Below are 22,783 nucleotides of genomic sequence, written 5' to 3'. Positions count from 1 at the left end.
CTTCACGCTCTCGCGGCGGAATTCGCCCGAGTTTTGCTTCGTCGCTCACCCTCTTGAGCCAAGAGGGCGCAGGGAAGACCGGGTGCTGACGTCGCACCCGCGGTCCGCTGCGCGAAAATGGTGCGCGAAGAGACCGCACAGCAGCATACAGGTGGTGCCAATCACTCGGCCTTCCCTGCGCGATGGTCGGACGGCTTATGCCGTGCTCTCCCGGGAGCCGAGTTCGTTCTGGCCTCCCTCGCCCTCGCGAAATTCACCGGCGCCGCGCCGGTTGACGCGACTGCCGCCTCCGCAAGAGCTTGACCGTAGCAACGACGGCCAGGACCACACGGTTTTGCCGTACGCGCGGCCCGCCATTTCGCCGCAGTTTTCCCGGCCCTGTCGACGGAGCCGGAAACTTACAGGCGAGACGAAGCCTAGCAGCGCCGTTCGTCCGCGCGCGGCCACGAGCTCACCGGGGACTACCCTCCCTGCCCGCACCTTTCGCGCCCGACGCTGCCGCGTCCACCGCAAGCCCGGCTCGCGACAATGACGACCTCATGATCGCCCCTCAAGAATGAGCCGGGATGGGCGACACATACGCCATTTCCGAATTTCGGTAAAGTGGAATATTTTTGCGGCGAGGGGTTGACGGGTGTTTTGCCCGACGGCATTCCCGCAAGGCAATGGTGCGCCCCGAGGCTGATGCCGCCGGACGACCCGTTGCACCGACCTCAGGAAGCGAAGGGGCAGGGTCGAAAAGTCCTTTGCCGCGGGCGAATTCCAATTGGCACCGCGCCGGCGGCGCGAGCTCAATTCACCTGCGCACCCGAATTCTTCACGATCGGCGTCCACTTCTGCACCTCGCTCGCGACAAAGGCCTTGAAGGCCTCGGGAGTCGAGCCCTGGACGATGAAGCCCTGCGCCGCGAAGTAGTCCCTGATGTCGGGAGACTGCATGGCCTTGTTCACTTCCGCACTCAGCTTCTCCACCACCTCGGGCGGCGTGCCGGCCGGCGCAAACAGGCCTTGCCATGACAGCGCCTCGAAACCCTTCAGACCCGATTCATCCAGCGTCGGCACGTCCGGCAGCAGGGGGTGCCTGGTTTTCGAGGTGACGGCCAGCGCGCGAATCTTTCCGGCCTGGATCTGCGGCATCAGCACCAGGACGTCGCCGAACGTGACCTGGATTTGACCGCCCATGAGGTCGGTGAGCATGGCTGCGCTTCCGCGATAGGGAACGTGCACCATCGAAACATCGGTCGCCTGCTTGTACATCTCGCCTGTGAGATGCATCGATGTGCCGTTGCCGGCCGAGCCGTAACTCAGCGCGCCCGGTTTCGACTTGGCCAGGGCGAGAAACTCGGCCGGCGTGTTCGCCTTGACGTCGGGATTGACGGCCAGCACCAACGGCGAGTTCACCATCATGGACACGGGTGCGAAGTCGTTGATCACGTTATAGGGCAACTTCGGATACAGCGCCTGCGCAATGGCGTTGCTGCCGGTCACCCCCGCCAACAGGTTGTAGCCGTCGGGTGCGGATTTGGCCACGAAGTCGGCGCCCAGGGCGCCGCCGGCACCGGGGCGATTGTCGACCACCACCGGCTGTCCCCAGGCCGCGGCGAGTTTTTCTCCCACACGCCGCGCCAGCACGTCGGTGCTGCCGCCAGGCGCGAATGGCACCACGATGTGGATCGGCTTGTTCGGGTAGGTTGATTGCGCATGGGCCAGTGCAGGCATCAGCATCGCGAAGCTGGCCAACGCCAGCGTCGCACAGCGCGACATCGGGAAACGGATCATGGGCAACTCCTTACGAGTGGGTTGGCGGATTCAGTTGGAGCGAGGGATCCCCAGCCGCCGCCGCCAGCGGTTTCGATGATCAGCAGGTCGCCGGCGGACCACGCGATGCGGGCGCGCGCAGGCAAGAGCTCGATCGCTCCGTCCACACGCAAGACCCGGGCCATCGACGTTGCGCCGGCCCCGCCGCCTCGAGCACCGCGCGCACGGCCGACATGGCGCTCGCCGCGATAGGCGATCCACCCCTGGCCTTCGAGCAGCCGATAGGCGCGCCGCACGCCGTCGCCGCCACATTGCAGACCGGCGCCGCCGCTGCCGCGGCGGATCTCGTAGCATTCCACACGCAGCGGCGCTTCGGTCTCGATCACCTCCACGGGAGTATTGCGCGCATTGCCGACGTCGGTGGAGACGCCGGCGCGGCCGGGCGCGTGGACGCTGGCGCCGGCGCCGCTGGCAATGATCTCGGTGAACATCCAGCGTCGCCCGTCCGCCCGCGTGCCGCTGAGCGCGAGGACGGTGGCCACCCCGGCGTGCGGCGCCACGCCCATCCCGCCTGCCGACTGTGACCAGGCTCCGAGAATCGCGTTGCACGCCAGCTTCACGGTCGCCGTGCGCGCATTGACCGCCGCCGGCAGCACCGGATTGACCAGGCTGCCGGGTGGAAGCTTCAGCGTCAGTGGCGCAAGGCAGCCGGCATTGTTGGGGGCGTCCGGTGCCAGCGTGCGCATGAAGAACAGAGCCGCCGACAGCATCGCCGCCGGCGATGCATTGAGCGGCCCCCTCACCTGCGGCGCGGTCCCCTCGAAGTCGATGACCAGTGTGTCACCCTGCTTGCGCAAGCTCACCGCGATGGAAACCGGGGCGGTGTCGATGCCGTCGCCGTCGAGTTGATCGCGCCAGGTCCATTCGCCGTCGGGCGCGGCGGCAAGGGCGGCGCGGGTCATGCGTTCGGTCTGGGCAATCAAGGCATCGCAGACGTCGGCAAAACGAGGTCCGGTGTGACGCGCGATCTGCTTCAGTTCGCGCGCGCCTTGCGTCAGCGCGGTCCACTGCGCTTCCAGGTCGCCACGCAAATTGTCAGGCGTGCGTGAGTTGGCGGCCAGGATGGCGTCGATATCGGGCAGCACGCCTTCGGCACTGCGCCAGCGCACCGGCGGCAGGCGCAGGCCCTCCTGGTACACTTCGGTTGCATCGGGCGGAATGGAGCCGGCGGCCATGCCCCCGACATCCTGATGGTGCAAATTGGCGGCGGCGAACGCGATCACCTCGCCGTCGTGGAAGACCGGATGGACCAGAGCCAGGTCCGGCAGATGCGTGCCGCCGGACCAGGGGTCGTTGAGCAGATAGGCGTCGCCCTCGGACATCGTTGCGAGCGGAAAGCGTGCGAGCACACCGGCAACGGCCGGAATCAGCGATCCCAGCAACAACGGCAGCGAGCGCGCCTGGGCGAGCAAGCGACCGTCCGGCAGAAACAGCGCCGCGGCACAGTCGCCGCTCTCGCGGGCGATGGACGACACGGCGGCGCGCATCATGCCATGCTGCATGCGGTCGGCCGTGCCTTGCAGCGCCAGACGCAGCGGCTCCATGCGCAGGGCGATGACCGGATCAGGTGCGACGTCGCGCGCGCGCGGCATCATGCCTTCGCCTCCAGCGCCAGCGTCTGATCCGGCGTCAGCCGCCACGACCAGCCCGCCGGCACAAAGGCGGTTGTCATCGGCGCGAACAACGAATGCGGCCCTGCGCCTTCCGGCGGCAGCGAAGCCCACGGACTATTGCTCGCCGTCAGGCCGACGTCGCCCTCTTCCGGACCGCAGAGCATGCCCAGCGCCGACATCACGCTGGCGTTCGGCATCACCAGCACGCGGCGGATGCCCGCAAGTTCGGCGATCTCGGCCGCATGCTGCGCGCCGCCGCCGCCGATGGCGACGAGCACCGCATCCGCCGGATCCAGGTTGCGCTGAAAGGCGTGGGTCTTGAGCGCCTCCGCCATCCCGGCGGCGGCCGCGCTCACGACGGCTTCAGCGGTTCGAAGCACCGACAGGCCGAGCGCGCCGGCCACGCCGCCAAGCGCGGCCTCCGCGGCGGCGCGGTCCAGCACGATCCCGCCGGCCAGCCGGGGCGGCAAGCGGTCCAGGACGCACAGCGCATCGCTCAGCGTCGGCAAGCCACCGCCGAGACCAAAGGCGGCCGGTCCTGGCCAGGCGCCTTGCGAGCGCGGCCCCAGGCGAAGCGCGCCACCCGGCAGCACCGACACCACGCTGCCACCCCCGATGCCGATGGAGGCGATATCTGCGCAGCGCTGACGGATCGGCAAGCCGTCACATTCCAGCGCGTCGGTAAAGGTCGGCCTGCCGTCGAGCAGAATGCTGATGTCGGCGCTGGTGCCTCCGATATCCAGAACGATCGCGGGACCGGAGGCTGCAAGACCGGCGGCCACGCCCTGCAGCGCCGCGCAGGGACCGGACATGGCAAGGCCGATCGGCTGCGCGGCGAGATCATGCCAGGGCTCAGTGCCGCCGGCCGATCGCATCAGGCGCAACGGCGGCAAGCCACGTATCTTCAATGCGTCGGCCAGCGCGTGCAGATAATTCGCTGCCAGCGGTTTGGCATAGGCGTCCAGCGCCGTGGTCAGCCAGCGCTCGAATTCCCGCGGTTGCGGATCGACTTCGCTGGACAGTGAAATATGCAAGCTCGGAAGGCGCGCATGCAGCGCCGCACGCAGCGCGCGCTCATGGGTCGGATTGCGGTGCGAGAACAACAGACCGACCGCCAGCGCGCGCACGCCGGCATCGCTCACTGCATCCGCAATGGCGTCAACGGCCGACAGGTCGAGCGGCTCCACCTCACGCCCCTCCGCATCGATACGTCCGCCGATCTCGAAACGCAGTGGCTCCGGAAACAGCTTTGCTTCGGGCACGGCCGGCATGATCACCGGCTCATACAATTCCTTGCGGTCCTGGCGCGCCAGGACCGGTACGTCGCGCATGCCGCGCGTCAGGACAAGGGCCACCGGCGGCTCGTTCAGCTCCAGCAGCAGATTGGTGACGACGGTGGAGCCGTGCACGACGCGGCCGACGTCATCTGCCCCGATGCCCGCCTGCGCGCACAGCCGATCGAGTGCCTCGACGACCGGCTCCGCCAGCCGGCGTCCGGCGCGCGGATGTTTGAGCGATGCAACGTGCCCGTCGCTCCGCAAGGCCACCGCATCGATGAAGGTGCCACCCATGTCCACGGCGAGCGACCAGGACGCGCTCAACGGAAGCGCTCCGGCGAAAACGGCGTCAGGTCCACCTGCGTCGGTCGTCCGGCCACCAGATGCGCAATCTCGCGGCCGGTCGCCGCGCCCATGCACATGCCCATATGGCCATGGCCGAAGGCGAGCCAGGCGTTGTCGGCCGCGCGGACCGGACCGACCACGGGAAGACTGTCGGGAAGACAGGGACGATGACCCATCCAGCGCGTGAAGGACGATGTGTCCAGGTGCGGGAATAATTGCTGTCCCTGACGAAGCAGGGCATCGGCACGCGCCATGTTGGGTGGCGCCTTCAAGCCGGCGAATTCCACCGTGCCAGCCAGCCGCAGACCCATGGCCATCGGGTTGACCATCAGATTGTGCTCCACCGCCATCACGGTGTGGCGCAGGGCCAGGTTCGAGCTCTGCACGGTGACGTGGTAACCGCGCTGCGTCTCCAGCATCACCGGGCTGTCGAGCTGTGCCGCCAATGCGCCCGACCAGGCCCCGGCTGCCACCACCACGCCGTCCGCTGCCAGCGGCTCGCCCTGCTCCAACAGCACTGCCGTGACGCGCCGGCCCTGCCGCTCGAAACCACGGACGCGGTCGCGGACGTGACGCGCGCCGTCGCCGATGCAGCGATTGTAGATCGCCTTGACGAGGGCAGATGGATCGGACGTCGAGCCGTTGTCGGGCGCCAGAATGCCGAACCGAAAACGTCCCTTCAGGTCCGGCTCGAGACTTTCCAGCTCGTCCTGCTCCACGTCCTGCATCCGCACGCCCAGCGATCGCCGCAGATTCATGCCCCAGGCCCATTGCGCCGCTGTCTCGCGAGAGGAAAAAACATACAGACAGCCGCTCCGTCGCACCAACTCCTGCGCATTGGCATGGGCCACCAGCGGATCGTAGCAGTCGAAGATCGGCGACAGCAGCGTCCGCAACGCGGTGGCGATGCGTGTCACCTCTTCGCGTGATGAATGATGCAGCAGTCGCAGCAGCCATGGCGCCACGAGCGGGGCATAGGACCAACGCACCGTCAGCGGTCCCAATGGGTCCAGCAGCCAGCGCGGGACCTTCTTCCACATGCCTGGCATGCCCACCGGCAGGCAGGCGCTGGGCGAGAGCGAGCCGGCATTACCGAAGGAGCAAGCCTCGCCCGCGTCCAGCGGGTCGACGAAGGTCACCGCGTGGCCGTCGCGCTGCAGCCACGCCGCAGTGCAAGCGCCGACGATTCCCGTTCCTATGACGACAATGTGCATGCGGGAATTCTGAAAAATAATTCCCCCATCACACAAGCCAATTCTTTTAATATGATCATCAGGTTTCCTGATAATCGATCCGTTCGAGCGAGGATATGTGATGCGGCCCGCCATTCTCTCCACTCTCAGCCTGCGCCAGATGCGCGCCTTTGCCGCGGTCGCTCGAGCGGGCAGCTTCACGGCGGCGGCGCGACAGATCAACCTGACGCAGTCGGCAGTCAGCATGCTGGTTCAGCAACTCGAGGAGACTCTCGGGCTGAAACTGTTCGACCGCGGCGCGGTCGTGTTGTTGACGGCGGCCGGCCAGCAATTGCTCCCCCTGGCGCGCCGCATCCTGGATGACGTGCAACAGATCGCAGAGGGCGCTTCGGACCTTCGCTCCCTTCGCACCGGCCTGCTGCGCGTGGTGGCGCCGCAGATGCTGGCATGCACATGGGTGGCGGCAGTGCTGGGCGAGTTCGAGCAAGCCCATCCGGATGTCGGCCTGCGCGTGACCGACGCGATGGCGGACGAGGTGGTGAGCACGGTGCGCCGGGGCGAGGCAGAACTGGGCGTTGGCCCAGAGCGCGCCACCGGCGAGGATGTCACCAGCACATTCCTGATGGATGTGCCGATCCGAGTGGTCTGCTCAGCGCAGCACCCGCTGGCGCAGCAACGCGCCGTCTCATGGAAAAAACTGCGCGACGAGCGCTGGGTCATTTATTCCAGTGAGTTCAACCGGCACCTGGAGAGCCTGCTGCATGCGCACGATAGCTCGCTTTCCATGCAGACCGCCGTCGAGGTCAAATATCTGACCACCGCTTTGGCGTTGGTGGGCGTCGGTACCGGCCTGGCGGCCGTTCCCGACTACGGACGACTGTTCGCGCCGAATTTCGACGTGCGTTTCATCAAGCTGCGCGCTCCGGAAATCCGCCGCCGCTACTATATATATCAACGACGCGGGCTCGTGCTCTCACCGCCCGCGGAGGCGTTTGCCAAGCTGCTGCGCCAACGCGCGGCACGCAGCGGTGGGTGAATCCGTGCACACGAACTTGCGAGCGCACGGCTCCCGGCGTGGCCATGGAAGTCTGATGTCTGACGAGCGCATGATCGGCCCGCCGTGTCGCCGAGCCACTTTTCTCCTGACGATCCGACAGGCCATGCGCGTCTGGCACCTGCCGGAAGTGCCGGCGGCAGACGCCGATGATGACGAACGGTCGCCGGCTTAGATGCTGCGATAGCGCTCGATGCGTGAGAGTTCGGGCGCTATTCCGAGCCCCGGTTCTTGATCCAACTCAACCGTGCCCTCCCTCACGTCAAGAACCGGGCCGCAACAGAGATCGCGCAACGGGTTGTCGTTGACGTCAACCTCCAGCCAGCCATGTCCGCCGATGCCGGCGAGCAGATGCGCGGACGCAAGCAAGCCCAGGCCTCCGCCGAGATAGTGCGGACAGAACGTTTTGCCCGCCTTCAGAATGTCGCGGGCCAGTGCACTGCACACGCTCAGCCCGCCCCATTTCGCAATATCGGGCTGAACCACACCAAGCACGTCGTCGGCAAGAACCTCCTTGAAGCCCTCGACGCTCGAAATGTTTTCGCCGGCGGCAATCGGCATCTTCGCTGCGGCGTGCAGCCTGCGCCATTCCGCGCGCGGGCGATCGGCCCGAATCGGCTCTTCCAGCCAGCGTAGATCGAACTGGGCAAGCCGCGGCAGCATCTCCATCGCCTGCCCGACTGACCAGCCCTGATTTGCATCGGTGGCAAGCATGCCGGCGCCGAGGATCCCACGCAGCGCGGCCAAATTGGCAATATCGGTTTCGGCGCCGAACCCGACCTTCAGCTTCAGCGCGCAATGGCCGCGCTTGAGCGCGGCTTCCGCCGTCTGCACCGCGCCGGCGGGATTGATGCCGCTGGCGTAGACCTTGATCTTGCCGGACTGTCCGCCGAGCAGCCGCCATAGCGGCACCCGCCGACGCCGTGCGCAGACGTCCCACAGCGCAAGATCGATGCCCGAAATCGCCTGCGCAAACGGACCGGGCTCGCCGCATTGAATCACCAGCACCTCGATGGCCTTGGTCAGGGTCTCGAAAGCCTGAGCGGGACCATCGAATTTGCGCCCGACGAGCGCGGGCGCAAGCACCTCGTTGATGAGCCGGGCGCGATGCTCCGCGCCTGGCGCTGGAAAGTTGCACCAGGCTTCACCCCATCCCTCGACGCCGTCTTCGTCGATAGCGCGAACGAAGACGGCGGGACGGTTGAGCATCTTGCCGAAAGAGGTCACCACCGGCATCGCCAGCGGATAGCGATAGCAGAACGCCTCGATCGAACGGATGGTGAAGCTGTCAGTCATGTTGCAATTCCTGCAAGACCACGCCGGACCGCTACCATCCTAGTAGGCGCGTGCGAAGTCACCTTCCAGCTTGATATCGGTAAAGACCGGAAAGCGCGGCTTCCAGCGCGTGCCCTTGGCCGTGGTCAGCTCGCTGAGCCGTTCGAGCACGTGGAGACCATCCTTGCTCAGGCTCGCCGAGACTGCCGCGCGGTCCGGGAAGTTCTTCAGGACGGCATCGAGCCAGATGGTCCGGCCGGCCAGGAAGCCGCTTGCGCCTGCGGCATAGGAATAGTCGAGCACACGCTCGAACTTCTCCGGCGCTGCGCCGCCCGAGAGCAGCACCCAGGGAATGTTGCGCGCGCGGCAGATATCGCCGATCGCATCGAACTCCTTCTGCGCGGCTTTCGCCTCGGCGCTGCCGTCACGTACCGGCAGGCTGTTGGCCGCTAGCGGGCTCTCCAGCTTGAGGAGATCGACGCCGTATTCGGGCTTCGCGAACTCGCGCACGCTGTCGATGACGAGGCCCGGCAGCTTGCCCGGCGATTCCACGTAATCGGCGGTGTGATTGGCGCTGCCGAGGAACGGATAGACCAGCAATTCGAGCACATAGGGAATGTCGTGGCGGGCGCAGTCCTCGCCGATCTCGCGCACGAACTTCTTCTGGTGCTCGTTGACGGCGGCATCGGCGTCGGGCCGGTACCAGGCAAGCACCTTGACGGCGTCGCCGCCCATGGCGCGGATCTTCTCCACGCTCCAATTGGTGATCGCACGCGACTTGCGGCCGCCCGCGGTCTCCTCGACGCGGTGCTCTTCCAGCGTCATGATGAGGCCGCAGCGCGGCGGCAGCAGGTCGATGGCGGCCGGCACGGCAAAGTTCGGGTCGAACAGCATCGAGCTGCAATGCGGCGCGAGGTTCTCGACCAGGAGGCGCTTGGCCGCCGTGACGTCGGAAAACTCGACCTGCTCCCGCGTGATGCCCTTGGCCTTCGCGATGGCATCGAACAGTGGCGGCCGCTGATCCAGCGCGACCATGCGAAAGTGGCCGTCCGCGTCAGCAAGCCGTGCTAGGCCCCGGTTCTTTCCAATCGCTCTCATGGCTTCGTCCTCATGAATACAAGACACTCATTGATGGTGGGGATTCCATTGCGGCCGCCGGCATGGCGGCATTTCATGGCGGCCGTGGCCGCCGCAAACGCCATGGCGGCGCGCACGTCGATGCCGGCGCCGATCGCAAGCGTATAGGCGCCATGGAAGACGTCGCCCGCGCCCGTGGTATCGACGACGTCGACGGCATAGGCGACCTGCCGATGCAGTTGGCCGTTCTCGTGCCAGCTCACGCCGCCCTCGCCGCGCGTGACGGCGATGACGCGGCATCCGAAGCGCGCCAGCGTTACGAGGGATCTATCATCGGCCGATCCGGCAAAGGCCGTGAGCGCGGGCTCCGAGAAGATGGCGTGATCAGTCAGCGGCAGCAGCCGCTCGAACACCTCGGCGTCGGCCATGTCGCCGTCGAGCACGGTCGGAATGCCGCGCGCACGCGCTTCGCGGAACAGCGCGGCCGCGCCCTCGACCCAGCGCGGATCGGCCAGCACGGCGGATGCGTGCGCGACGATCTTGAGCGGAATCCAATCGGCTGCTTCCGGATACAGGCCGCGAAAGTTGACGATCTGGCGCTCGCCGGAGCTATCGACGATGATTCCGGAGACCGACGAGCGGCCGGCGGGAAACAGCCGGAAGTTCTGGACGTCGACCCCTTCGGCGGTGAAGGCCGACTTCATCTCATGGCCGGCGGCATCGTTCCCTGCCCGCCCCCAGAACGCGACGGACGCGCCGAGCTTCGCCACCGCGACGGCAGCATTGGCAGCCATGCCGCCGCCAAGCGTGCCGTACTCGACCGCCCTGATTTTCTCGCTTCCACCCGCGAACGGCCGATCGACGCGCCAGACCTGGTCGAGCGCGGACAGCCCGAGACAGATCACGTGCACGGGCCTCTCCCTGGACGCGACGTCCGCCAGCGCCGAGAGGTCGCCGATGTTCACCGACGCGCTCACCGCAGAACCTGTCCATTGGTGGCATCGAACAGGTGTGTCTTGCCCGGCTGCGGGCGCAGGTTGATGCGATCGCCGACCTTCGGCCGCAGCGCCGGATCGACCCGCGCAATGGCGGGGCCGCCGGCGAGGTCGAAATGGATCAGCGTGTCCGAACCGAGCGGCTCGACCAGCTTGACGTCGATGGCGATGCCATCGGCGGCATCGGTCGCGACCGCGAAATGTTCGGGGCGAATGCCGAGCACGGCGTTACCGGCCTTGCTCAGGCGCCCTGCGGTCTCGCCGTCCAGCGCCACCACCGTTCCACCTTGCGAAAGAACTGCCTGCTCCTGGCGCCACTCGACCGGGAAGAAATTCATCGCGGGCGAGCCGATGAAGCCGGCGACGAACTGGTTGGCGGGCCGCTCGTAGACGGTCTCGGGCGTGTCGTATTGCTGGATCGTGCCGCTCTGGAGCACCACGATCCGGTCCGCCATGGTCATGGCCTCGATCTGGTCGTGGGTGACGAAGACCATGGTGGTCTTCAGCTCCTGCGACAGCGCCTTGATCTCGGCGCGGACCTGCCCGCGCAGCTTGGCGTCGAGGTTGGAGAGCGGCTCGTCGAACAGGAACGCCTTGGGATTGCGCACGATGGCGCGGCCCATGGCGACGCGCTGGCGCTGGCCGCCGGACAGCTCCTTCGGCTTTCGGTCCAGATAAGGCTCGATGTGCAACAGAGCGGCGGCGCGCTTTACGCGGGCATCGATCTCCGCCCTCGGCGTGCCACGCAGCTCCAGCGCGAACGACATGTTGTCGTAGACGCGCATATGCGGATAGAGCGCGTAGTCCTGGAACACCATCGCGATGTCGCGCTGCGCGGCCTGCACGCCGTTGACGCGCTTGTCGCCGATATAGAGGTCGCCCGACGAGATCGGCTCGAGGCCCGCGATGATGCGCAGCAAGGTCGACTTGCCGCATCCGGACGGGCCGACGAACACAACGAACTCGTGGTCCGCGATCTCCAGATTGAGATCGGGGATCACGGTGAAATTGCCGTAACGTTTGGTGAGGTTGCGGATCGAGATCGAGGCCATGATCGCTCAGTCCAGCGCCAGCACAGGCTTGATCAGCTCGCCCTTGGCGAAGCGGGCGAAATTCTCAGGGAGAGCCGACAGGCCGAACTCGCCGTCGACGAGGACGCGGTATTCGTCCTTGTACTTGCGCAGCAGCTTGACATTCGGTTCGAAGTCCGAGACCGGGAAATAGAAGGTCCGGATCATGTAGAAATCCTTGCGGCGAAACACCTTGCCTTCCTCGATGGTCCAGGGCGCCGCGTTTTCGCCGACCAGTACCAAGGCGCCGCGCGGCAGGACCAGCTCGATGCCGAGATTGCGCGCCGCATGCGCGCCCGAGCATTCCATGATGAGAGCAAAGCGCTTGGAGGTGTCGCCGACCGGGTGCGCCTTCGCGCCGAAGGATTGCGCGATCCTGAGGCGCGCGGCGTTGGGGTCGGCGACATGGACGTCATCGTAGCCGAGCGCGCGGAGCGCCAGTACGACGCCGAGACCGACGGGCCCCGCCCCCATCACGAGCACCGGTCCGGCCTCGGCCGGTGACACCACGCGGCTGACGAAGCGCACGGCATGGCCCGAGGTGCCGATGGTGTCGAGCAGCAGCGGCGCGAGGCTGTCCTCGATGTCGTCGGGGACCGGGAGCAGGCAGTTTTCAGGCACCGGCACGTATTCGGCATAGCCGCCCGGCCTGTTCCAGCCGATCAGGCTGGAGACCTCCAGGCACATCTGGGTGTCGCCGCGCTGACAGGCGGCGCAGCGGTCGCAGTGCAAGGGGATATAGACGGCGCAGCGCCGGCCATGCAGGCGATGACCGGGCTGCTCGACCACGCCGAATATCTCGTGGCCCGCGGTGAACTCCGCACCTTTGTGCCAGAGCTTGAAGTCCGAGCCACACAGCGCCGTGCGCGAGACGCGCACCAGCACCTCGCCCTTGCCGACGTCGGGCATCGGCACGCGTTCGATGGTGATGCGATCGTTGCCGTGGAAGACCGCGGCCTGCATGATCGAGTTCGGACGGGATAATGCATTCATGAGACCTAGCCCTTCACCGCGCCGAGCGTCAGTCCGGACACGAGCCAGCGCTGAACCAGGGCCGCCAGCACCAGCGGCGGCAATGCGATCAACGTCGCCGCCGCCATGAGCGCTCCCCACTGCGTCGAACCCTCGCCGATGAAGTTGAAGGCCGCCGCGATCAGCGTCTTGGTGTCGCCATTGGAAAGCACCAGCGCAAACAGGAAGTAGTTCCAAGAGAACACGAAGGCGAGAATCGCCGAGACCGCGACGCCCGACGCCACCAGCGGCAGCGCGATGCGCCAGAGGATGCGCGTGACGCTGCATCCGTCCACCTGCGCCGCTTCAAAGACACTGCGCGGGATGCCGTCGAAGGACGGCAGCAGGACCCAGATCACGATCGGCAGCGTGATCACGGCGTGACTGAGAATCAATGCGGTGTAGGAACCGATCATGCCGACCTGCCGGAACATGACGTACCATGGCAGCAGGAACAGCGTGCCCGGCGCCATGCGCGCCGCCAGCGTCAGGATCGCGGGCCAGGAAATCCGCGTCCAGGAGACGGCGAACGCGGCGGGAATGCCGAACAGCAGTCCGAGCGCGGTCGAGCCCACGGTGACGATGAGGCTGTTGAGCGCATAGCTGAGAAACGGCGTGGTCCTCGTCAGCTCGACATAGTTCTCCAATGTCGGCGTGAACACCAGCGTCGGCGGATAGGCGGTGACCTCGAAGGACGGCTTGAACGAGGACAGCACCATCCAGACCGTCGGCGCCATGATGAGCAGGCCGGCCAGCACGAGCTGCACCAGGTTGAGCCGGCGGATCCAGCGGTCGGTGTCGGCGGCATCGGTCATGACATCACCACGCCACTGCGCCGCGCAGGCGGTTGAAGGCGAGCACGGCGCCGAACACGATCGCCGTCAATGTCAGCATCAGGGCACTGGCATAGCCGATGTTGAAGAACTCGAAGCCGACCCGGAAGCCGTAGATGTTGAGCGTGTTCGAGGCGTTGCCCGGCCCGCCCTGGGTGGTGATGTAAATGATGTCGAAGAAGCGCAAGAGATCGACGCTGCGCAGGATCGCCGCGGTGACGATGGTCGGCAGCAGCAGCGGCAACGTGATGCGGCGGAAGGTCTTGAACGGGGATGCGCCGTCGATCTGCGCGGCCTCGTAGACGCTCGGCGGCAGCGACTGCAGGCCGCCCAGCACGATCAGGGCGACATAGGGCGTCCACTGCCAGCTGTCGATCAGCGCGATGGTTGGAATCACCCATGTCGGCGACGCCAGCCAATCCGACGGCGGCAGGCCGAAGGATTGCAGGATGTAGTTGGCCGCCCCCAGTGAGGGATCGAGGATCACCAGCCACATCATGCCCGCGACCACCGGCGGCATCATGAAGGGCGAGATGAACAGCGAGCGCACGATGCCCGGCAGGCGCTTGGCATGGAACAGCACCAGCGCCAGCCAGACGCCGAACACGAGCTGCAGCACCAGCGACAGCACGAACAGCGCGATGGTGATCCACAACCCGTGCCAGAATTCGACATCGGAGATCAGCGTCGAATAATTGGCGAGGCCCGCAAAGGACTGCTTGCCGGTCGAGGAGAACGTCTGGAAGCCGAGCCAGATCGTATAGACGACCGGAAACGCGATCATCGCGACCGTGAAGACCACGGCCGGCGCGGAAAGCGCCGCCATCTCCAGCTTCTGCCGGTCCTGCGTGAGTGTCGCAGCCGTGTCAGACATCCGCCCGTTTCCTTGAGAATGAGGTGCCGGCAGGCAGCGCGCCTGCCGGCATGAAACCGTTACTTCCGGGCGATCAGCGCATCGAGCGCCTTGTCGGCATCCGCGCAGGCCTGCTCGAGCGGCTTTTGCTTCAGGATCAGATCCTGCACCGCCTGGCCGATGAACTCGCGCGATTCCGGGTTGGCAACGATGGGATAGCCGACCTCAGAGGAGCCCTTGGTGGCGAGCACGTCGAGCGCGGCCTGCCATTCCTTGCGGACCGGCTCCTCGTCGATCCACTTGCGATATTCAGGGTCCTTGGCGACCGATGGACGCGGCGGGGCAATGCCCTGCAGCGCCATCTTCTTCTGCACCTCGGGGCTGGTCGCCCACTGCACGAAGTACCAGGCTGCCTCCGGCTGCTTGCTGTGCGAGGACACCGCCATGCCCCAGCCGATCGTGGTCGGCACCTGGCCGGCCTCGCCTGCCGGGAACGGCAGCAGGCCGGTGTCCTTGAGGCGCGCGCCGCCTTCCATCACTGTGCGCAGTTCGTTCGAGGATTCGAACGCCATCGCCGCGCGGCCGCTGCGGTAGAGCGCGGAGATCTGCTGAAAGCTGTAATTGACGACGCCCGGCGGACCGAAATCGCGCAGCAGCCGGCTATAGGTATCGAGCGCCTCCTTGCCCTTGGCAGAGCAGAGGTTCGACTTTCCGCTTGCGATGTAGGTGCCGCCGATATTGTGCAGCATATTGCTGAAGGTGTAGGCGATCGCGGGCTTGAGGCCACGCGAGACGAACGGCGTCACCGCACCGTCGCAGGTCTTGATCTTCTCGGCAGCAGCCTCGACGTCCTTGATGGTCTTCGGCGCCTCGAGGCCGCATTTCTTGAAGATGTCCGTGCGGTAGTAGAAGATCGGACCTTCGATGTTCATCGGCATGCTGGTGAGCTTGCCGTCGAAGGTCGCGGCCTTGAGCAAGGCCTGGCTCAATCCATTCGGATCATAGTCCTTGGCAACCTCGTTCTTGGCCATCGCGGTGAGATCGCCGTACCAGCCGGCAGCGGCGAACTGCTCGCCCTCGCGCGAGGGCAGCGTCATGAACACGTCGACCTCGTCGCTGTTCGCGTTCATGACTGTGACCAGGCGCTGGCGCATCTGCTGTTCCTGATAGGCGTCAACCTTCAGGGTCATGCCGGTGAGCTTCTCGAAATCGGCCTTGTAGGTCAGCAGCGCCTGCGCGACCGGATTGTTGTTGGCGAGAAAGGTGACGGTCTTGCCCTTGAATTTCATCCAGTCGAAATCGGCCGCGTGTGCCGGCGCGCTGGCGGCGGCAATCGCGAAAACGGGCAACGCGACATGGGTCGCGAGCATCCTGGCCTTCATCGAACTCTCCTCCCGGCTGGCCGCCTTAAGCTGGCGGACCATTCTGAGTACGTTTGATCACTATCTGAAAACGGTTACAAAATAGACCTCGCATCCGCTGTGTCAAGCGATGGACAAGCTGCACAATCTACGGCAGATTTGCGACAATCCCGCTAACGCTCGGGTTGCGCCGCACAATGTAACGTTACATGAGACTAACCAACGCCAAATCTGCGAAACAGGGGATCCGCGCCGTGGCGGCGCGCGCCGGCGTCTCGACGGCATCGGTGTCGCGCGCGCTCAACAATCCCGATGCGGTGAGCCCGTCCTTGCGCGCGCGCATCGAAAAGGCCATTGACGCACTCGGCTACATCCCGCATGCGCCGGCGCGGATCCTGTCGTCGCGGCGTTCGCGCACACTGGGCGCGATCGTGCCGACGATCGACAACACGATGTTCGCGCGCGGCATCGCCTCGCTGCAGCAATATCTCTCCTCGGTCGGATACATGCTGTTTCTCACCACGAGCGGCTACGACCTCGACGTCGAATTGCAGCAGGCGCGCAATCTGATCAGCCGCGGCGTCGACGGCCTGGTGCTGCGGGGCGATTGTCATCACGACGGCTTGCGAAAACTGCTCGCGGACAATGCAATCCCCTTTATCAACGTCGGCATCTATCAGCCTGATAGGCCCTACCCCTGCGTCGGCACCGACAACGAAGCCGCCGCCCATCGTGCCGCTGCGCACGTCATCGAGCTCGGCCATCGCCGCATCGGCATCGTCTCGGCGCTCCAGCGCAACAACGACCGCGCCAGCGCCCGCGTCGCCGGCTTTCGCCGCGCGCTCGCCGAGAACGGCATCGAGCTTCCCTCGCAATGGCATGTCGAGGTGCCCTACACGCTGGACGACGCGCGCGAGGCGGCGCGCTATCTCCTCAATCTCAAGGACCGTCCGACGGCGGTGGTGTGCGGCAACGACGTCATCGCCTACGGCGTCCTGCTCGAGGCGGAGCGCGACGGCTTCTCCGTGCCGCGCGACTTGTCGGTGGTCGGCTTCGACGACCTCGACTGGAGCCGCCATTTGCGGCCGAGCCTGACCACGATCCACGTTCCGACCGGAGAAACCTGGCAGCGCGCCGGCGAATATCTGGTGCGGAGCCTTGCCGGCGAGCAGACCATCATGCATCGCGAGATCGACTTCTCGCTGGTTGTGCGTGAATCGACGGCCCAGCCTCCGAAATCCCTGAAATGAGACCCTGCCCATGAGTTCGAATTTCTCACTCTCACCCGGTTTCCACGCCGTCGTGATCGGCGGCGCCGGCGACATTGGCGCTGCGATCAGCAACCAGTTTTGCGATCTCGGCGCGACCGTGACGGCCACTGGCGCCAACGATGCCGATCTCGCACGCACCCTGCTCACGCCCCGCGCGGGCCTTACGCTCGCGACACTCGACGTGACCGATGATGCCGCCGTCACGTCCTTCGCCCGGCAGCACAAGCGCGTCGATGCGCTGGTCAACTGTGCCGGAATCCTCGCGCGCGACAAGGAATTCGAAATCGAGACCTTCATGAAGGTGCTCGACGTCAATCTCACCGGCACGTTCCGCACCTGCATGGCGTTTCAGCCGCGGCTCGCGGAGACTAAAGGCTCGATCGTCAACATCGCCTCGATGAATGCGACGCTGGCGCTGCCGCGCATTCCCGCCTATTGCGCCAGCAAAGGCGGTGTCGTGATGCTGACCAAGGCGCTGGCCTTGAAGTGGGCCGAAGACGGCATCCGCGTCAATGCGGTAGCGCCCGGCTATATCGAGACGGCGATCAACGCCGCCGGCCGTACTGATCTCGCGCATTATCAGCGCATCGCCGATCGCACCGCGTTCAAGCGCTGGGGACAGCCGGAGGAGATCGCCGGCGCAGTTGCCTTCCTCTGCATGCCGGCGTCGCGATATGCGACCGGAACGGTCGTTGCTGTGGATGGCGGGTTTCTCGCCGGATGAGCCATAGAGTCAGGACGTAATATTCTTCGTAGCCACACTATTGCGGACTACCTCATGCGTGCCTGCGGGCTCGCCACCTCATGATCGATCTTTGCCCCCTCATAGCGTGCCGTTGGTCTCACAACATACGCCCCGTCCGTCACGGGACAGCGCGCGGCGCGGGGTTAGAGGCGAAGTGCCACATTGCGGCAGCGGGGCGTGGGTTGATCAGCGTTCGCGAGAAATCCTCGTCACCGTCGTTGGGGGCAGAACGGGACCGGTCGATACCGCGCTCGCGACACCAGGCCATACCCGGCACGTCGCGAAGGCGAAGAACGGTTCAGTAAACGAAGACCGCGCCGACCGCGAGCAAAGCGGCCACGAGGGTCAGACGAATGCCGAAGTCGAAGACGGCGATCCATCGCATCAGGGGCCTCCAAAGCTGCCGCGCCAGATCATATGACGAACGGGAGACTGCTGGTCGGTCGCCCGGTCAGACTCAAAAGAGCATTCGCTACGGCGGGAGCGATCGGCGGGACACCCGGCTCGCCTATGCCCGTGGGAGTTTTCTTCGATGGCACGATATGGGTTTCTACAGCGGGCGCTTCGTCCATACGGAGAACCCTGTAAGCGTCGAAGTTCGTTTCTTGCGGAATGCCATGATCAAGCGTAATTCGTCCATAAAGAGCCGCACCAAGTCCGAAGCAAACTCCACCCTCGATCTGTGCGGCGATCTGATTTGGCGCGATTGCGATGCCGCAATCGACCGCACACACCACCCGGCGTACCCTGAGATTTCCTCCCTGCACCGAGACTTCGGCAACCTGGGCCACGACCGTGCCAAAGCATTCGTGGATGGCGAGCCCCCGCGCCCATCCAGCGTCCAATGGACTGCCCCACCCTGCCTTCTTGCAGACAAGATCCAGGACGGCCAGCTTGCGGACATCACCTACTTTCGTAAAGATAGCGCGGCGATACTCGGCCGGATCCCGCTTCGCGCGTCGCGCCAGTAGATCGACCGTGTGTTCCATGACCATCGCCGACTGCGAATTTCCGACGGATCGCCATAGGCCAGGGGGCACAGCGAGCTTCGGGGTGAAAATCCTGGCGTCCACCACGCTGGCCACAGACAGATAGGGTGAATTCTTCACACCGTGTGTGGGCAGATCGTTAGCGCCGAAAGGAACGATTGCCTGCGACACGATGTTGTGGCGCCAGGCGGTCGGCAGCCCATCTTCGTCGCATTTGATGGAAACCTTGTGATGGGCCATCGGCCGGTAGTATCCGCTGCTCATATCGTCTTCGCGCGTCCAGACGAGCTTGACAGGCCGACCGCCGCCGACGTGACGGGCGATGTTGACGCATTCGACAATGTAGTCGGACGTCAACGTGCCGCGACGTCCAAATGATCCACCCGCCGGCAACGTCTCGATCTCCACCATGCCGGGAAGCGTGATCGCAGCCAAGGCGCAGTTTATCTGGTCCACCGTCTGGATCTGCGCGGCGAAAGTAAGCTTCACCCGGCGTCCGTCAACCGAAGCAACGCAGTTCATCGGCTCCATGGGAGCATTTGCGAGGTAGGGAAAATCGAACGACGCTTCGAACAGCTCCCCGTCGAACGCATCGTCGACCTTGCCTTTCGTCTGGAACGCCGACCCGGTTACATCGGTCTTTCCTTTCGCGATTTCACGATAGAGCGCTTGCAGCTCATCGGAGGATCGTGTCTCGGCCTTTGCATCGTCCCAACTGATCTTGAGTGCGTCGCGCCCGAGACGGGCGGACCATGTATCCTTGGCAACTACGGCAACGCCGCTCGCGATCTCGAAAACGTCCACGACGCCAGGCACCTTTCGCGCCGCGCTTATGTCGAAGCTGCCGAGCTTGCCGCCGAAATGAGAGGGATGGGCGACCATCGCCACGAGCATGCCCGGAAGCCGGACATCCTGCGTATACAGCTCGGTGCCATTGCTCTTGGATTGACTATCCTTGCGGCGCACGATCTCCGTGCCGATCAGCTTGTAGTCCTTCGGATCCTTGAGCTTGGGATACTCGGGTGGCGCGACCTTCGCCGCGTCAGCAAGCAGATCGACGAACGTCGCGCTACGCTGGGAAGCCACGTGATACACGACGCCGTTCCGCACGCCGATCGAGTCGATTGGCAGACTCCATTTCCGAGCAGCTGCCTGGACGAACATCGTCCGCGCTGCAGCGCCGGCCTGGCGAAGCTGGTCCCAAGAGCCCGCGATCGCATGCGAGGCGCCGGTGCCCTGAATCCCCATCGTCACGTCCCGATATACGGCAGCGTTGGCGGGAGCGCTCTCAAATCTCACCATCTCCCAATCGGCGTCCAATTCCTCAGCGACGATTGCGGCCAAGCCAGCATGGGTACCTTGGCCCATCTCCTGGTATCGGTTGACGACTGTAACCCAGCCAGCCTCGTCGATCTTTATGAACGGCCCGAACACGCCCGGATTCGCATCTGCAGCACCAACACTCAGCGCGCCGGCGGCGATGGCCCCAAAGTTCGTCGCCGCATAGCCGACTACCAAAGCTCCGCCCAGCAAGCTGCCACCCAGGACCAGGCGACGGCGGGTGAGGACCGGCGACGGTTGCGCTCCCTCTCCGAACTTCCGCTCCGACATCACGCCACTCCCGCGGCGTCTTTGATTGCCGCTTTGATGCGCCGGTAGGTCCCACAACGGCATATGTTGCCGCTCATGGCAGCATCGATGTCGGCATCCGTAGGCTTCGGCTTTTCATCGAGAAGCGCCGCCGCTTGCATGATCTGCCCAGACTGACAATAGCCGCATTGCGGAACGTCGTGCTTGACCCAGGCGACGAGCAATCGATGTCCAGCGTTTACGCCTTCGATCGTCGTGATCTTCATGCCTTGCGCCTCAGCCGCAAGCACGGAGCACGAACGCGCGGCTTTGCCGTCCAAGTGTACGGTGCACGCCCCGCATTGAGCGATTCCGCAGCCGAACTTCGTGCCGCTCAAATTCAGATGGTCTCTAAGAACCCAGAGGAGCGGCATGTTCGGATCGCCATCGAAATCCCGATCCTCGCCATTGACGTTAAGCTTCATCGACGATCCCTTAATTGCACTTCATGCGAAAATATATCGCACTCAGTGTAGTTTTCAAGGCCTCCAGGGAATGATTTCGCATTGACGCCGGCCCGACGTCATACCGGAGCTCCGCCGAGCAGAGCTTGTGCGGAAGTGACGAGAACTCGGCTTCCAGACCCCGCCGCTTCACCGAGAATCGGCAGACCTTGCAGAGTCGGCGCTGAATGCCGTCAAGAGAACGCTTACGGCACCCAGCCGCGTCTGCGCCTGGATGGAGACCGGAATGTAGAGATCCATCGTGCTGGTTCGGCCGAATGTTATCGTGATCTGATCGACGTTGGAGTTCGGAGACGAACTTCGCGCCCTGTCTCCTTCGCCAATCCCCCCGGCCACAGGCTTGAAGACTGCTCGGCAGATGGTCGTGCTTCCGCCAAGACCTTTTTGTACGGTCGTCCCTGTCCCTTGGTGCTCGAGCTTGACGTCATATCGTCTCAGACCGTCAAAGATCGATAACGCCCGATCGCATACTCCCCCCTGTGCTCTTCCTTCGATCTTGGCGGCTCCCATGAGGAACGCGCTCAAGGGATCGACGATTGCCACGAGATGCTTCGGTTCAATCGCAGTTTGATTCGAATCCAGGGCCAGTGGCGGATCGACCACCATGGTCTTGACGACGCCGTCGGTCATGCCGAGCTTCACTTTCTGCCGACGTGAACCGCTTCGATGATCGAGATCGAACTCGGTCGGGACGAAGTGCCCTGCGTTGTGAGTGCCGTTAGAGGACGCGATACCTGCAGAATTGCTCAAGAGCCGCATCGCTCCGGAGACCTGATAGTCGACTTGCGCAGCGTAGGTACTGCCGCGGAGCGCCACATGCAAAGTCACGTTAGCCAACGGCACCCCGGCGAACGATACGGCATAGGAAGCACGCACGTCGCCTTCGGCGGCGCTCGCGCTTGGGGCACCGAACGCGACCAGCCACATCCCGAAGACGAGCGCTGCACGTCCTACCCTGGAGGTCAGACGGCTACTCGTACGCTTCGCCCGAAGCGCGGTACTCGACACCTTGCCCATAGCGGCATGAGCCCGAGCAGCCATTTCCGACCGAGAGCCAGGCCTACTGCCGTTGCGCGAGGTTACGAAGGCAGGTGAAGGGCGTGCGTACACGATCGCCATGGGAATGACTCTTGGATGGATACTTTCCTGCTCGATGCTCAAGCTCGCCTACTCCTATTCAGGACGACCGCGCGCTGCGTTTTGGAGCAAGGTCCGCCACGGCCTTGTCTCGCATTGCTTGCAGGCCGACCTCCATGAACTTCCGAAAGTCGTTCTGGACGTAGGGCCGGATGAGATACCCGTCCGGCCAGATCTTGGGCCGGAACGAATAAGTCCAGCGCACGCGGGTCGCCTGGCCATTATCCATGAACTCCAGCTCGCTCACCGCATACCTGATGTAGCGTCCGGTACGGTTGGTGAGATTCCATATCTGGTATTGTAGAAGCTGTGGTTTGCGATCCGTAATCTCTTCCAGCGCGGTGTTGTTGTCCGAGAATACGACGCGCCGACGGTCGCCTGGCTTGCCCCAGGCTCCGCTCAGCGACTCTGTGCTCACGACGCCCGGCACACTGTCCGTTCCCGTAAGAAACGAGCCGAATGCGGCAGCGCCGCGGTCAGCGAACCAGGTCGTTACGGAAGCCAAAGGTGCCTGGATCTCGGTCTCGACGCTGATCTTCTCGAAATCCGCACTGCGCTCCAGCTCGGGCCGAGCGACATCACGTGCGTGGTCGAGGCTGGACGTAGAAGGTACCGGATCGGCGCCGACCAAGGGTGTGCCGCACCCGCTCAGAACGAGCGAGACGACGGCGCAAATCGAGAAAGCGCTCCGTCTGACCATCGCATAGAGCCCTTTCACCATGTCCGGGCGGGCCCGCCGAGAGTCTGCCAAGAGCATTCTGCCTGTCAGAGGTT

At 64.8% G+C, this 22,783-nt stretch carries 19 protein-coding genes; 3 read left to right on the top strand and 16 right to left on the bottom strand.

The window, feature by feature from the left end; genetic code table 11:
- Nucleotides 1-791: 791 nt before the first annotated feature.
- From XH96_RS11780 to XH96_RS11765, 4 genes are read right to left on the bottom strand one after another with little or no spacing between them, the layout of a single operon-like run.
- Nucleotides 792-1,778, bottom strand: a complete 987-nt coding sequence (locus XH96_RS11780; RefSeq protein WP_194392647.1) for a tripartite tricarboxylate transporter substrate binding protein — start codon at nucleotides 1,776-1,778, stop codon at nucleotides 792-794.
- Complete coding sequence (locus XH96_RS11775; protein WP_194392646.1) at nucleotides 1,775-3,412, bottom strand: hydantoinase B/oxoprolinase family protein; 1,638 nt, start codon at nucleotides 3,410-3,412, stop codon at nucleotides 1,775-1,777. Before XH96_RS11775 ends, XH96_RS11780 begins: the two co-directional genes overlap by 4 nt.
- Complete coding sequence (locus tag XH96_RS11770) at nucleotides 3,409-5,031, bottom strand: hydantoinase/oxoprolinase family protein (RefSeq protein ID WP_194392645.1); 1,623 nt, start codon at nucleotides 5,029-5,031, stop codon at nucleotides 3,409-3,411. Before XH96_RS11770 ends, XH96_RS11775 begins: the two co-directional genes overlap by 4 nt.
- Entirely contained in the window at nucleotides 5,028-6,380 is a 1,353-nt protein-coding gene (locus XH96_RS11765) for an FAD-binding oxidoreductase (RefSeq protein ID WP_246790059.1), read from the bottom strand. Before XH96_RS11765 ends, XH96_RS11770 begins: the two co-directional genes overlap by 4 nt.
- On the opposite strand from XH96_RS11765, the gene XH96_RS11760 reads away from it, so the two are divergent.
- The gene (locus tag XH96_RS11760) at nucleotides 6,367-7,281 is read left to right on the top strand and encodes a LysR family transcriptional regulator (RefSeq protein WP_194392644.1); all 915 of its coding nucleotides are present in this window, start codon (nucleotides 6,367-6,369) and stop codon (nucleotides 7,279-7,281) included. The genes XH96_RS11765 and XH96_RS11760 overlap by 14 nt on opposite strands.
- Nucleotides 7,282-7,470: 189 nt before the next feature.
- On the opposite strand, the gene XH96_RS11755 is transcribed toward XH96_RS11760, so the two are convergent.
- The 8 genes from XH96_RS11755 to XH96_RS11720 are packed head-to-tail and all read right to left on the bottom strand — an operon-like array spanning nucleotide 7,471 to nucleotide 15,795.
- Nucleotides 7,471-8,595: a mandelate racemase/muconate lactonizing enzyme family protein gene (locus XH96_RS11755; RefSeq protein ID WP_194392643.1), complete on the bottom strand. Its 1,125-nt coding sequence runs from the start codon at nucleotides 8,593-8,595 to the stop codon at nucleotides 7,471-7,473.
- 39 nt (nucleotides 8,596-8,634) lie between these two features.
- The gene (locus XH96_RS11750) at nucleotides 8,635-9,672 is read right to left on the bottom strand and encodes a tagatose 1,6-diphosphate aldolase (protein ID WP_194392642.1); all 1,038 of its coding nucleotides are present in this window, start codon (nucleotides 9,670-9,672) and stop codon (nucleotides 8,635-8,637) included.
- Nucleotides 9,669-10,628, bottom strand: coding sequence for a sugar kinase (locus XH96_RS11745; protein ID WP_194392641.1), 960 nt, complete (start codon nucleotides 10,626-10,628; stop codon nucleotides 9,669-9,671). The genes XH96_RS11750 and XH96_RS11745 overlap by 4 nt, the downstream gene beginning before the upstream one ends.
- Nucleotides 10,625-11,698, bottom strand: coding sequence for an ABC transporter ATP-binding protein (locus XH96_RS11740; protein WP_194392640.1), 1,074 nt, complete (start codon nucleotides 11,696-11,698; stop codon nucleotides 10,625-10,627). The genes XH96_RS11745 and XH96_RS11740 overlap by 4 nt, the downstream gene beginning before the upstream one ends.
- A gap of 6 nt (nucleotides 11,699-11,704) precedes the next feature.
- A complete protein-coding gene (locus XH96_RS11735; RefSeq protein ID WP_194392639.1) occupies nucleotides 11,705-12,709 on the bottom strand; it encodes a zinc-binding dehydrogenase in 1,005 nt (334 codons plus the stop codon).
- Nucleotides 12,710-12,714: 5 nt separating this feature from the next.
- Nucleotides 12,715-13,542: a carbohydrate ABC transporter permease gene (locus tag XH96_RS11730; RefSeq protein ID WP_194392638.1), complete on the bottom strand. Its 828-nt coding sequence runs from the start codon at nucleotides 13,540-13,542 to the stop codon at nucleotides 12,715-12,717.
- Nucleotides 13,543-13,546: 4 nt separating this feature from the next.
- Entirely contained in the window at nucleotides 13,547-14,434 is an 888-nt protein-coding gene (locus XH96_RS11725) for a carbohydrate ABC transporter permease (protein ID WP_194392637.1), read from the bottom strand.
- Between the two features lie 59 nt (nucleotides 14,435-14,493).
- A complete protein-coding gene (locus XH96_RS11720; RefSeq protein WP_194392636.1) occupies nucleotides 14,494-15,795 on the bottom strand; it encodes an ABC transporter substrate-binding protein in 1,302 nt (433 codons plus the stop codon).
- A 188-nt stretch (nucleotides 15,796-15,983) separates the two neighbouring features.
- On the opposite strand from XH96_RS11720, the gene XH96_RS11715 reads away from it, so the two are divergent.
- Nucleotides 15,984-17,024 carry a LacI family DNA-binding transcriptional regulator gene (locus XH96_RS11715; protein WP_194392635.1) on the top strand — a complete coding sequence of 347 codons (1,041 nt, stop codon included), beginning with the start codon at nucleotides 15,984-15,986 and terminating at the stop codon, nucleotides 17,022-17,024.
- 10 nt (nucleotides 17,025-17,034) lie between these two features.
- Nucleotides 17,035-17,769, top strand: coding sequence for an SDR family NAD(P)-dependent oxidoreductase (locus XH96_RS11710; RefSeq protein WP_194392634.1), 735 nt, complete (start codon nucleotides 17,035-17,037; stop codon nucleotides 17,767-17,769).
- 434 nt (nucleotides 17,770-18,203) lie between these two features.
- On the opposite strand, the gene XH96_RS11705 is transcribed toward XH96_RS11710, so the two are convergent.
- From XH96_RS11705 to XH96_RS11690, 4 genes are all read right to left on the bottom strand, one after another.
- On the bottom strand, nucleotides 18,204-20,390 hold the full coding sequence (locus tag XH96_RS11705; protein WP_194392633.1) for a xanthine dehydrogenase family protein molybdopterin-binding subunit: 2,187 nt from the start codon (nucleotides 20,388-20,390) through the stop codon (nucleotides 18,204-18,206).
- A complete protein-coding gene (locus XH96_RS11700) occupies nucleotides 20,390-20,833 on the bottom strand; it encodes a (2Fe-2S)-binding protein (protein WP_194392632.1) in 444 nt (147 codons plus the stop codon). Before XH96_RS11700 ends, XH96_RS11705 begins: the two co-directional genes overlap by 1 nt.
- A gap of 168 nt (nucleotides 20,834-21,001) precedes the next feature.
- On the bottom strand, nucleotides 21,002-22,033 hold the full coding sequence (locus XH96_RS11695; RefSeq protein WP_194392631.1) for a DUF3108 domain-containing protein: 1,032 nt from the start codon (nucleotides 22,031-22,033) through the stop codon (nucleotides 21,002-21,004).
- Nucleotides 22,034-22,049: 16 nt separating this feature from the next.
- Complete coding sequence (locus XH96_RS11690; protein ID WP_194392630.1) at nucleotides 22,050-22,730, bottom strand: SRPBCC family protein; 681 nt, start codon at nucleotides 22,728-22,730, stop codon at nucleotides 22,050-22,052.
- Between the last annotated feature and the right edge of the window lie 53 nt (nucleotides 22,731-22,783).

Source organism: Bradyrhizobium sp. CCBAU 51765, from assembly GCF_015291725.1.
Taxonomy (GTDB): domain Bacteria; phylum Pseudomonadota; class Alphaproteobacteria; order Rhizobiales; family Xanthobacteraceae; genus Bradyrhizobium; species Bradyrhizobium liaoningense.
Note: the sequence above shows the minus strand (reverse complement) of the source record. Positions and strands in the feature narration are given on the sequence as shown.